Source organism: Nocardioides taihuensis (genome assembly GCF_042657275.1).
Taxonomy (GTDB): domain Bacteria; phylum Actinomycetota; class Actinomycetes; order Propionibacteriales; family Nocardioidaceae; genus Nocardioides; species Nocardioides taihuensis.
The window spans coordinates 150,970-161,991 of sequence record NZ_JBHSKD010000019.1; the positions used below are offsets into that span (position 1 = coordinate 150,970).

13 protein-coding genes and 1 tRNA gene are annotated in these 11,022 nt (G+C 69.4%); 9 read left to right on the top strand and 5 right to left on the bottom strand.

Going from position 1 to position 11,022, the window contains the following annotated elements; translation table 11 throughout:
• Positions 1-103: 103 nt before the first annotated feature.
• A complete protein-coding gene (locus ACFPGP_RS15945) occupies positions 104-766 on the bottom strand; it encodes a PaaI family thioesterase (protein ID WP_378591743.1) in 663 nt (220 codons plus the stop codon).
• An 86-nt stretch (positions 767-852) separates the two neighbouring features.
• Between ACFPGP_RS15945 and ACFPGP_RS15950 the strand changes: the two genes are divergently transcribed.
• Together ACFPGP_RS15950 and ACFPGP_RS15955 are read left to right on the top strand one after the other, a co-directional pair.
• Positions 853-1,383, top strand: coding sequence for a GNAT family N-acetyltransferase (locus ACFPGP_RS15950; RefSeq protein WP_378591745.1), 531 nt, complete (start codon positions 853-855; stop codon positions 1,381-1,383).
• 26 nt (positions 1,384-1,409) lie between these two features.
• Positions 1,410-2,285: an alpha/beta fold hydrolase gene (locus ACFPGP_RS15955; RefSeq protein WP_378591746.1), complete on the top strand. Its 876-nt coding sequence runs from the start codon at positions 1,410-1,412 to the stop codon at positions 2,283-2,285.
• Here the strand turns inward: ACFPGP_RS15955 and ACFPGP_RS15960 are convergent.
• Together ACFPGP_RS15960 and ACFPGP_RS15965 are read right to left on the bottom strand one after the other, a co-directional pair.
• Positions 2,270-3,859, bottom strand: coding sequence for a hypothetical protein (locus ACFPGP_RS15960; protein ID WP_378591748.1), 1,590 nt, complete (start codon positions 3,857-3,859; stop codon positions 2,270-2,272). The genes ACFPGP_RS15955 and ACFPGP_RS15960 overlap by 16 nt on opposite strands.
• A 199-nt stretch (positions 3,860-4,058) precedes the next feature.
• Positions 4,059-4,131, bottom strand: a tRNA-Lys gene (locus ACFPGP_RS15965).
• A gap of 456 nt (positions 4,132-4,587) precedes the next feature.
• Here ACFPGP_RS15965 and ACFPGP_RS15970 point away from each other — a divergent pair.
• Positions 4,588-4,899 (top strand): hypothetical protein, encoded by a 312-nt coding sequence (locus tag ACFPGP_RS15970; RefSeq protein ID WP_378591749.1) that lies wholly within the window; start codon positions 4,588-4,590, stop codon positions 4,897-4,899.
• A 92-nt stretch (positions 4,900-4,991) separates the two neighbouring features.
• Here the strand turns inward: ACFPGP_RS15970 and ACFPGP_RS15975 are convergent, their stop codons facing one another.
• The gene (locus tag ACFPGP_RS15975; RefSeq protein ID WP_378591750.1) at positions 4,992-5,387 is read right to left on the bottom strand and encodes a DUF2510 domain-containing protein; all 396 of its coding nucleotides are present in this window, start codon (positions 5,385-5,387) and stop codon (positions 4,992-4,994) included.
• 254 nt (positions 5,388-5,641) lie between these two features.
• Here ACFPGP_RS15975 and ACFPGP_RS15980 point away from each other — a divergent pair, with 254 nt between their 5' ends.
• The 6 genes from ACFPGP_RS15980 to ACFPGP_RS16005 all read left to right on the top strand — a co-directional run bounded on the left by ACFPGP_RS15980 (position 5,642) and on the right by ACFPGP_RS16005 (position 10,409).
• On the top strand, positions 5,642-5,866 hold the full coding sequence (locus ACFPGP_RS15980; RefSeq protein ID WP_378591752.1) for a hypothetical protein: 225 nt from the start codon (positions 5,642-5,644) through the stop codon (positions 5,864-5,866).
• Positions 5,867-5,997: 131 nt separating this feature from the next.
• Positions 5,998-6,453 (top strand): hypothetical protein, encoded by a 456-nt coding sequence (locus tag ACFPGP_RS15985; protein WP_378591753.1) that lies wholly within the window; start codon positions 5,998-6,000, stop codon positions 6,451-6,453.
• Between the two features lie 365 nt (positions 6,454-6,818).
• Positions 6,819-7,760, top strand: a complete 942-nt coding sequence (locus tag ACFPGP_RS15990; RefSeq protein WP_378591755.1) for a hypothetical protein — start codon at positions 6,819-6,821, stop codon at positions 7,758-7,760.
• Between the two features lie 33 nt (positions 7,761-7,793).
• Entirely contained in the window at positions 7,794-9,242 is a 1,449-nt protein-coding gene (locus ACFPGP_RS15995) for a hypothetical protein (RefSeq protein WP_378591756.1), read from the top strand.
• A 442-nt stretch (positions 9,243-9,684) separates the two neighbouring features.
• Complete coding sequence (locus ACFPGP_RS16000; protein ID WP_378591757.1) at positions 9,685-9,960, top strand: hypothetical protein; 276 nt, start codon at positions 9,685-9,687, stop codon at positions 9,958-9,960.
• Positions 9,961-10,052: 92 nt separating this feature from the next.
• Positions 10,053-10,409, top strand: a complete 357-nt coding sequence (locus ACFPGP_RS16005; protein WP_378591759.1) for a DUF2750 domain-containing protein — start codon at positions 10,053-10,055, stop codon at positions 10,407-10,409.
• A 29-nt stretch (positions 10,410-10,438) separates the two neighbouring features.
• On the opposite strand, the gene ACFPGP_RS16010 is transcribed toward ACFPGP_RS16005, so the two are convergent.
• Positions 10,439-10,882: a hypothetical protein gene (locus tag ACFPGP_RS16010; protein WP_378591760.1), complete on the bottom strand. Its 444-nt coding sequence runs from the start codon at positions 10,880-10,882 to the stop codon at positions 10,439-10,441.
• Positions 10,883-11,022: the final 140 nt, after the last annotated feature.

Genomic DNA, 11,022 nt, shown 5'->3' on the forward strand with positions numbered 1-11,022 from the left:
GACTCACCGCCTGGGCGGAGAATCTCACGGTTGTCGCACGAAGCTTCGCGACAGAACCGTGAGTTCCGTCGTGCGCGGGTAGCCCCACGAGGGGTGTTGCCGGCTACTCGAAGCGGTCGGGCGCGGTCGCGCGGTCCTCGAAGGCCGCGCGCGCCCACTTCGGCAGGATGAAGACGCCCTCGGCCTCGACCGTCACGCCCCCGGCGTCGGCGAGGTGCCCGACCGCATAGGTCTTGGCGCCCTCGACCCGGTCGATCCAGGCCTCGCCGTGCAGGTCGCCGAGCGGCGTGCCGCGCCGGTAGCGCAGGGTCAGGGTTCCGGTCATGCCCGGCTTGCCGCCGGCTCCGGCGGCCTCGCCCAGGAGCTGGTCGAGGACCAGCGCGGAGACGCCGCCGTGCACCAGCCCCGGCGGCCCCTCGTACGCCGCGCCGAGGTGGAAGTCGGCCCACGCCCGGCCGACCGGGTCGCGGTGCACCTCCAGCGGGGGAGCGACCGGGTTGCGCAGGCCCACGACCGCGTTGCCCCACGCCCGGCTGCGGCCCTCGCTGTTGAACCGCACGCCGTACGGCCCGGGGCTGAGCTGCTTGCGCAGCCGCGCCGTGAGCAGCTCCAGCTCGGCGTGCACGGCGACGATCTCGGCGTCGTCGACCTCGGTGCGGACGACGGCGTCGGCGAGCTCGCGGACGGTTTGCGCGAGCGGTCCGTAGAGCGCGCTCTGCCGGGCGACCTCGGCGTCACTGGCGTCGTCGTGCTGGTAGCCGGGCATGGCGGCGAGTCTAGAACCCGTTCCACTTCCCGGAGCGCCGGAAAGCCGTTGGCTGCGCCACACCCCGACGTGCTGTGCTTGTGCTCGTGAACTCCCCGTCCGTGCTCGCCCGGCCCGACGTCCGCTTCCACGCCTCGTGGGTCGAGGCCGTCGCGGAGTACGCGCGCGACGGCTCGCAGCAGCACGGCTCCGGCCTCTGGGACTTCGACCCGCTCGACGTGCGCCGCGAGTTCTTCCCCACGATCGTGGAGCACCTCCTGCGCCAGGGCGACCCGGCCACCGTGCTGCCCGGGAACCTCGTGCACAGCAGCTACTTCTGGATCGTCGACGGCGACGAGTTCGTCGGCTACCTCGCGCTGCGCCATGCGCTCACCGCGTGGCTGCTCGAGGAGGGCGGCCACATCGGCTTCTCGGTGCGCCCCTCGCGGCGACGTCAGGGCTGGGCCGGCCGCGCGCTCGCGGCGTCGCTCCCCGAGGCCCGGGCGCTCGGTCTCGAGCGGGTGCTGGTCACCTGCGACGAGGACAACGAGGGCTCGCGCCGCACCATCGAGGGCGGCGGTGGCGTCTACGAGGACTCGCGCAAGGGCAAGCGCCGCTACTGGATCGCGGTGCCCTGAGGCGCCCCTGCTGACAGGATGCCGTCATGGCGTCGGACGTCGAGCGGGTCCTCGAGCAGCACCGGTCGGCCGGGAGCCGGTTCGTCGCGGGCGGGGTCGGCAGCTTCGTACGACGCGAGGGGGACGGCGAGCCCGTCGTGCTGGTCCACGGCCTGCCCTCCTCGTCGTTCCTCTACCGGAAGGTCAGCCGGCACCTCGCCGACCTCGGCCTCCAACCGGTGGCCTTCGACCTGCCCGGACTCGGGTACGCCGACCGGCCGGAGGACTTCGACTACACCTTCGACGGGTTGGGGCGGTTCGCCGTCGAGGCCGTGGACGCCCTCGGCCTCGACCGCTTCCACCTCGTGGTGCACGACGCGGGCGGGCCGGTCGGGTTCCGGCTCGCGTCGGCGATGCCGGCCCGGGTGCGCTCGCTGACGGTGCTCAACACGGTGGTCACCCTCGACGCCGTGCCGTTCCCGATGGAGGTCTACGCCCGCCTCGTGGGCGACCGGCCGTGGCGCGCCCTGCCGCCGGCCCCGGTGTTCCGGAAGATGTTCCGCGCCGTCGGCGTGCGCGACCAGGACGCCGTGACCGACGCCGAGATCGACGCCTGGCTGGCGCTGGTGCGCGGCGACGACGAGGGGCGCGCGTACCTGCGGATCATGCGCAACCTGCGCCGGACACCCGGCCTCGACCTGCGCTCCGTCGTCGACACCCGGGTCACGCCGTACCCGGTGCAGGTCGTCTGGGGAGCGCACGACCGCGTGCTCCCGCTGCGCAAGCAGGGCTGGCAGGTGCTGGAGCTCTCGGGCCTCCCCGCGCTGCACGCCGTGCCCGGGCGGCACTACCTGCAGGAGGACTGCGCTCCTGCCGTCGCGACCCTGGTCGCCGGGCTGGCGGGGCGTCAGCCGGTCGAGTAGCTGCCGCCCGTCGAGTCGATGTACGCCTTGAGCATCGACAGGCACGCGCCGCCCAGCAGCTCCTCGGTCGTGCAGTTGACGCCCTGGGGTGCGCCGGCGCCGATGTTGGCGGGGCTGGCGACGTACTTGTCGCCGGTCACCTTGTACCAGTGCGTCTGGTTCGGGTGGTCGTCGAAGTAGCAGGGCACGCCGTCCCGCTCGGGCGTCGGCGTGTAGCCGCCCTGGTAGGACTCCGAGGACCCCTTCATCCGGACGAACAGGTTGGGCGTCGTCGCCGGGCCCTGGGCGTCGCCACGGAGCAGCGCCCAACCCTGGCGGCGGGCGAGGTCGAAGACCTGGCGCTGGTCGACCCGCGACAGGCTGCGCGGCCACACCACGATCGTCGACCCGCCGCTCTTGTCGACCTGCAGCTCCTCGTTGCCGAGGCTGGCGGTCTGCGGTCGGCCGGGCCGGTAGGCGCCCCGCGCGGTGCCGTACTGCGTCAGGGAGAAGAACGTCGACTGCTTCTGCTCGAACGGTGTGGTGTCGGTGAGGTGGCGCGTGTCGAACCACGTGGCCACGTGGGGGATCCGGATCAGCCCGATCTTCGTGGTGCTGGTCTGGGCGCCGAGGTAGCCCGCGCAGCTGTCGGGTGGCGGGACCGAGGGCACGTCCGCCCCGGGCAGGATCGGGGGGCGGGTGAACTCGAGGTAGCGCGCCTCGAGCTCCGGGGCGTACTCCAGCCCCTCGTGCCCGGGCCGGCTCGCCTGCGGGCCGACGGTGAGCTGCTCGCCGTTGGTCAGCGGCACCGCGTCGAGCACGGCGTGGTTGGCCTCCGGCATGTCCTGTGGCGAGCGGGGCGAGGGCAGCAGGTTGACCTTGGAGCAGTCCACGGGGTCGCCGGTCTCGTAGTTCACTGTCCGCACCTGCGGGAACGGCGTGTTCGTCGGGCCGACCGCCCCGCCGAGGTTGTAGCCCGGGAAGGAGTTGTAGACCCGGTTGGCCAGGATGAAGTAGTCGCCCTTCGTCGGTCGGGTCAGCACGTTGTCGGCCGGTACGTCGGACAGGGAGGCGTCGATGCCGGAGGGATCGGTGCCCTTCGGGAGCACGAGCAGCCGGAACTCCCGGTCCGGCGACAGCACCGGCGTCCCGACCACGAACGGGTTCTCGCTGCCCTGCTCGGGCACGATGTCGGAGTCCTTCACGACGGAGACGGGCATCGCCCCCTGCTTCGCGTCGTCGTACACGGTCCACGACGTCCACGCGGCGTACGGGAAGTCGCCGGTGATCTCCAGCGCGACCGGCTCGTCGGTGATCTGCGGGACGACGTAGGTGTACGCCGCGTGGGGGTCCGGCTGCAGCGGGTACTGGAAGACCGACAGCCACTCGTAGAGGTAGCCGCACACCGACGGGTCGTCGGACGTCGCGCTCGCGCTCGTGGTGCTGTCGCTGCCGACGGCTGTAGATGAGGCGGAGGACGACGCGGGCGGGTCGGCCTCGTCGTCCCCGCCGCCCGAGCAGGCGGTGAGCACGAGCAGCAGGGCGAGCACGGCGGCGCAGCGTGCCAGGGCAGCGCGCGGCAGGCGTGACGGCATGGGTCCTCCCGGTGCGTGGGTGTCGACAACGTCGACCCGGGTGCGCCGGCCTGCCTCACCCCCGAGGGATGACTTGCGGAGCAGGTCTGGTCACGGCCTGACACCGCAGCTCAGCCCTCATCATCGCCCGCGTCCCGGGAGTGTCACCCATCAACCGAAGCCGGTGTCACCCATCAGGCGAAGGCACACAGGAGATCGGTAGGCCCCGTGGGACTCGAACCCACAACCCAAGGATTAAAAGTCCTCTGCTCTGCCAATTGAGCTAGGGGCCCGGGGGTTCCACCCTTCAATCGACGGAACCCTCTACGGAACCCTCTACGGAATGGAACCTCGGCTGGAGCCTACTGTCGGCCGCTGCCAAGCATGAAGTGACTCTGTGGTCCTGCTCTGCCTATCGGCTCGTCGTCGGCCTACGACAATGACCCTGGCGCACGCTCGATGAGCATGCGCCGCGGTCTTGATCAGATCCGGCGATATTGCGTCACGTCGACGCGTGACTCTCCTCAACCACATGGATGCCCAAGGAGGGCCAGGCCCCTCTTGGGGGGTGCACCGCTCACGCGTCCATCTCCGCGGCGCTCTGCGGTCCCGCCCAGGGAGTCGGCCATCCGAACAGGGAACCCGTTGTCACGACGGCCGGTCAGGGATAGCGTCTGCTTTGCTCCAGCCACTCGGCGGCGGGGAGCACAGCGCAACGGGTCGACGCGGCCCAAGGAAGGCGGCACCTGATGGCCACCACGTCATCTCGCATCCCTGCACCCGGTCCGTTCGAGGTCCTGTGGTTCCCTGAGCAGCCCGACGAGATCCATCTCGTCACTGGTGACGCGACCTTCACTGACGCGAACGGCGAGCGTCCCGGCTTCTGGATTACGTTCTCTCGCAACCCGAAGAGCGCGAACTGGCACCCCGCGTATTGGAACCGGTGCGTCCGCGCACTCCGCGCCGGGGGCAAGGAAGCGCCGGACGAAATCGCGGAGCACAACCGACGCCTGGACAAGCGCGGCAAGCACATCGCCGACTGGAGCAAGGAGCACGGCTAGGGCTGAATCCCCTCCGCTCTGCTGGACTAAAGATACCCCGAGGAGGACAGCAGTCGGGCTGACCGGCGACCGGTCGTGGGTCAGCCCTTGCCCTAGCACGCGGGGGTGTCGTAGTTAACCTTCTGGCAGTACAACTCGTGCGAGTCCGTGGTGGCCTGGTCGGCCAGGTAGGAGTACCAAAACATCCCGGCGACCAGCGACAAGATCATGATGCCAACGCCGTTGGCCACCCGGCCGCGGGTGAGGACGACGACGCCGCACACGAACCCGATGATGGGGAACAGGAACCCGGTGACGAGTCCGGCCTTCTCCAGGCTCGTGTAGCCGCCCTTGGTCTCCTCGGTGGTGGGTGTGTGGGCTGGTGAAACGGCGGTCGGTGTGCGTGGCGCGATGTGGCCGGTCCAGTTGGTGCCGTCCCAGTACTGCTGGGTGTCGGCCATCGTCGGGTGCGGATACCAGCCTGCGGGCAGCGGCGTGTGGTCAGACATCAGGTCCCCCGTTTCATGGATGTCAGCGGCGAGGGTATGCCGAGCGGAATGGCCGGCGGGCCGGTTTGCGGGTGTTTATGCAAGGCAGGCGCGGGGTTGGCGTGTAGTCCCAACAGTGACCCGGGACAGGTGCGACGGGATTGCGTCGTAGATGAGTGCGCGATCCGGACTGACCTGTCCTGGTCGCGTCAGAAGGTGTCCGAGTCAGGCAGTCGATCGACTGCGAAGCCCGCATCACCCAACAGGAGGCTCTCGTGAGCCAGCAGGACACCACCCGCCAGACCCCCGTCCAGTTCCCCCCGATCCCGCTCCTCTCCGGCGACACCGTCGAGGGCTCCGATGGCCCGGCCCGGCTGAGGTCAGTCACCGTGTGCATCACCCTCGACGACGGCTCGCGGATGGACATCGACCTGGAATCTCGCTTCGGCGGCTGGTGGGCACCCACAGGCGCATCCACCAGTGCAGCCGCTGAGGGCTGATTGGTTGATCACGGGCGGTCGACCGACACCCCCGGTCGACCGCCACTTGGTGGCTGCGACCGCGGGCTGTGCCTAAGGTTGTGCACATGTCGTCTCGGGGGGTCGCGGAAGCCGACCAAGTGTGGCCGAAGTTGGACCAGGAGAGGGTCTACCCGCTGAAAGCCGTGAAGCGTGCGAGCCGTCCCGTCGAGGCGCGTCCGCGCGACATCAGGTTGCTCTTGGCACGCGCACCGCTTGAACCGCGCAAGAGCGATCCGGTCGGCGAGTTCGGAGGCCGAGTCTTTCTCTGGTGCCTGGCCTGCGACACCAGCCTCCCGCCCAAGGTTCGTTCGCCCTTCTGCACGACGCATCGCGAGATCCACACCAGGGCTAAGCGACGTCTGCGAGACAACGGTGGGCGGGTGCCCGTCGACTACGACGTGCTCATTCGCCTCTACGACGCGGCCCACGACTCCGTCAGGTGCCGCGACAGCGGTGATTCCGAAGGTGCGGCGCGGCACCGGAGGGAACTCATGATCCTGGCGCTCGGTCTTCCTGAAACGACGTTGCAAAGAGCGATCAGCCCCGCCTCGACCGCACACAGGTAGGCCGTCAGCGAAGGTGCGCGCCCATGGCGCGATGCGGATAGCAGTGGCGTGCCTCGCTGGCGCGCTCAAACTGCATCGCAATGCAACCGTTCCGCACATTGCGGAGTGCACGATCTTGCCGATGTGCCTGCACCAGCGAGTCGGCAACAATCGCGTGCGACGAGATGGAACGGAAATGGCGGCGAGCCGATATTCATCGGTCATCTCGCAATACGGACGGGTCGTCTTGCTGTAGGGCATGGCGCCGGTGGTGGCGTGATTCTTCGGAATGGGTCCAGGCATGACGTTCCGGTTCCGTAGATCCCGCGTTCCCGCGTCCAAGAGGAGGGTCGTCCTGTCTACCTGGGCGCCTAGCGTCCACGGCTGTGACCAGCAACGACCCTCGCGAACCCGACACTCACCACGGCCTGCCCGGCGACCTGCCCGGTGACCTGGCCGGCCAGGTGCAGGCGGCGTTGCGCGCCTGGGCGGTCGGGGGTGAGTTCTCCGAGCAGACTCTCCTGCGGACCACCGAAACCGCTCACCGGTTCCGCAAGCGGCTCGCCGCCACCGGGGTGCGCCGGGCCGAGGACGTCACGACCGCTGATTGCACCGGGTTCATCGACGCCTTCACCAAGCACGGCACGCCACCGGAGGTGAGCACTCGGCACAGCCGCCGGGTGGTCGTGCGGATGCTGTTCCGCACGTGGCGCGAACTCGGCATCGAGGTCGGGGATCCCACCCTGGACCTGCACCTTCCCGCCCGGACGAGTCGCGCCGCTCGCCCGTTGACCGACGCCGAGATCGCGCTGTGCCGTGCCGCTGCCCGACTCGGGCAGGCGGGGGGCACCTCGCTGCAGCGCGCTGTCTCGTGGGCGCTGGCCGAGGCCACCGCCGTCACCAGCGAGATCTCCGCCATCCGGATCTGCGACCTCGACGATCCCGACGCGCCTCGGTTCGTGGAACTTCCCGGCACCCGGCGCGTGGATGCCCGTGTCGGTGAACTCACCGACTGGGGGGCCGCCGTGGTCGCCCGCCAGGTCGCTCTCCTACGGGAGCGACGCCTGCCCGCGACGACCCTGCTGACCTACCGAGGCCGCGGCAAGCCCGGGCAACACGTGGCCCAGGCGGCGGTCTGCAACGCCATCGGCGCCGTCCTCGACGCGGCAGGGCTTGCAGTCGAGGACGACGTGCGCCCCGCCAGCGTCCGGAACTGGGCGGGGCGGCGGCTGTACGACGCGGGCATGCCATTGGAGCGCGTCGCGCGACGTCTCGGTTCACGCACCTTGGACGCGGCGGCCGAGGATCTTGCCCTGGACTGGCGGTGAACTGTGCCTCCGTCCATCCGCTATGCGGGTTCGATGGACCGTATCCGCGCGGTCGTCCGACACCGCGCGCTCTACGAGATCGCCGCTGACCTCCAACCCGAGCAGGCGGTCGGCCGCCACCCCGTCCACCCCACCTACATCCTGCTCATCTACGCCACTCTTGCCCGGATCCTGCGCTCAGGCATCCGGGTCGAGACCGACTTCCTCCAAGGCGAACTGTGGGACCTGGTCCGCCACGAGGCCACCGCCACCCTGCGCCGCGAGGGGCTGGACCTGCCCCCGCCGGGCCGAAAGCCACCGGCCTGGCACCACTGGCGGCGTCTGCGCGACGATCACCTGGCCACCGACGAGGGCATCGCCGCCATCCAAAGGCTCCACCTGCCCCGGGCAGTCGACCTCGCCCGCCGTATCGGCATGCTCAACCCGCGCGGGCCCGGCAGCCTCACCCACCCCTCCCACCTGCGCGCCGTCTACGGCGACGGCACCATCGTCCGGCCCATCTACGCCCCACCGACGAAGGTCCTGATCGAGGACGAGAACGGCGAGACCGTCGCGATGTTCGCCCACCCTCACACCGGCGAACTCCTCGACGACCCCGGGCGCCGCTACGACCCCGACGTGGCACTCCACCAGGGCCACGCCGGACCCGCGCTCGGACACGGCTACGTCGCCTGGCACACCCGCGGCACCGGCGTCTACCAGCGCGTCATGCTCCACCTCGGCCACATCGACCACCCCGGCGGCGAAGCCGGAACCGCCGTCCAACTACTGCGCGACATCCACCGCGTCGTGGGCAACGGCATCGAGGTCGTCATCTACGACGGCGCGTTCCGCGGGGTTCACATCGACGAGATCATGACCAATTGCGGCTACCAGGTGATCGCCAAGCAACCCACCTACACCGACGAGGATCTCGCCACTGCCGCCATCGTCAAGGGAGCCGACGGGCGCCGGGTCCCCAGCATCCCGCTCGGCGTCGCCAGCCACGCCACCGAAGTGGGCCCCTGCCACCACACACTCGCGGCGATCAACGGCGCCCTGGTGGAGATCGACCTCGATGACACCGGGGACCCCGTCGTCCGGTCCACCCCGCAGCGCACCGCGGTGAAACGCGCCCGCCGTGCCGATGGGCGGTTCCACTTCAACGTCGGGTACCGCATCGATTGCCCCCGCGGCGTGTTCGAGCCGTGGCTGAGCCCGCACGCCAAGGCGCCCGGCGACCCTCGCCCCGAGGCTCTGCGCGTGTTCCCCGACGGGGACGACGACGCGCTCCGACTGCGTGGTCTGCGGTCGGACGCTGAGGCGGTGCACAGCGGATACAAGCGGACCCTCATTACCGACCGGGCGATGTCGCTGGGGTGGCGGCGCGGGCTCGTCGATTACTACGCCTACGCCTGGTACACCAACGCCCTCGCCGATGCCGCGTGGCGAGCGGCCCAGGTCCCCGACAACGTGCGCCACCTGCGGTTCAGGCGGCAGTAGGCAGTCCGGTGTCCGCCCGCGATGCCGAGTACCTCCGAAATCCTGTCTTCTGACGAACTGCTGGTTTTCACCCGGCAAACCGCTGTCCTGATCGACGAAGATCGCGTTGATCCTGCATGCTGCTCGCAGGCCACGTCGTGCTGCCATTCCACAACGTGCCACTCCAAACGGGTCAGCGAACGTCCGGGAAGTGCACTCCCATGCGTTGTAGAGGTCGAGCCCGGGCCAGGGCTCAACCTGGACGGCGAATGCGGGCGTCGGAACAAGGTCTCCCCCGCAGTCAGTCGGAGTAACCCGGCGACCACCCGGTCGAGGCTCGCCGTGCTCAACGGCGAGTTCTCCCGGCCCGGACACGCAGACCGACCGGGCCTCTCGCAAGGACCGGTGAGCGACCATTCCACTCATGCCGATGTGAGTGCGCCCGAGGTGTCAGACTCCGCCCATGGTGACGAGCAGCGCGGACCGTAGAAGAGCCAGAAGCGAGCGTGCTACTGAGGTCTTCGGGAAGAACGCCGACGCGGCGCTCGACGCGCTGGCGTTGGTCGACTTCGCTTGGCATGACTGCTACGGCGAGTCGGCTCCCTCGGACACGGTGATGGAAGACATCTGGGAAGTGAGCGACGGCAACCTGGCCCAGTTTGTCCGTGCGGCTCACCTGGCCGTCATCGACTTCCGCGACCTCCGCGTGTGGGCAGACGACCACCGCGAACGCAACTGACCGGCTGCCAGAAACGCGCTCACATGCCGCTGTCCGCCCTCGGATCTGCCGATGAGCGGTCGTACCGGCGACCTCAGGCGATGATGAACCCCATGACCGTTAGCGCCGCACAAGCAGACGCTTTCTACCGGGAGGCGCTGGAGCACGGAACCGTCTGGTCAGTCAGGGACGAGAGTGGGTTCCCCGCGCCAGAAACCCCGGAGGGGCGCGCGATGCCGTTCTGGTCGTTGCAGTCCAGGGCACAGCAGGTTGTCGAGTCGGTCCCTGTCTATGACGGCTTCGAGGTCGTGCCCATCCCTCTGACGGACTGGCGCAGTCGTTGGCTCCCAGGGTTGGAGCGCGATGGCGTACGAGCAGGCCTGAACTGGTCGGGCTCTGCGGCGACTGGCTATGACGTGCCTCCGCAGGATGTGGAGCGCAACCTCTCAGCCCGAGAGGGAAGCGGATAGCGCCCGCTCATGCCGCCGATAGGTCGACGCTATGCGACAGCACTCACGGCCGGGGCTTGGTTCCGTCGCTGTGCCCGCACGGACATGGTGAGCGATACCAGCCCGGAGAGGCCCAGTCCCGCGACGAGCGGAATGCGCTGCTGGCGGGTCTCCTGACAGCGCTCGTACGTCCCCTCGGGGGCGTCGTCGACGACGGCGAAGCCTGGCTCGAAGACTGAGTTGCAGTAGCCCGTGAGAGACGGGTCGAAGGGTCCGTCCTTGACCCCGAGAACTAGGCAGGCGAGCACGAGTCCCGCACCAACCGCGTACCAAGCGATACGCCCAGGCTTGACGAGATACCCAACCACCACCGTCGCCGTCAGGACCAGACCGGCAAACGTGAGTTGTCCACCTCTCGGTAGGCACCACAGGGCAAGTAGCCCCAACAGGAGCGCGATGCTCCACCGCACCACGCCGCTCGCCGTCAGCCTCACCCTGAACAGTGTGCCGTCAGGGTCTGCAAGTCCGCTGCCGAACCATCCGGTCGTGCCGCTGGTCGTGAGCGTTAGCTGTTCTGACCACGGACGTTAGGTACGGCGGGTCGGCTGGACCGTGACGAAGACCCCCGGGTGAG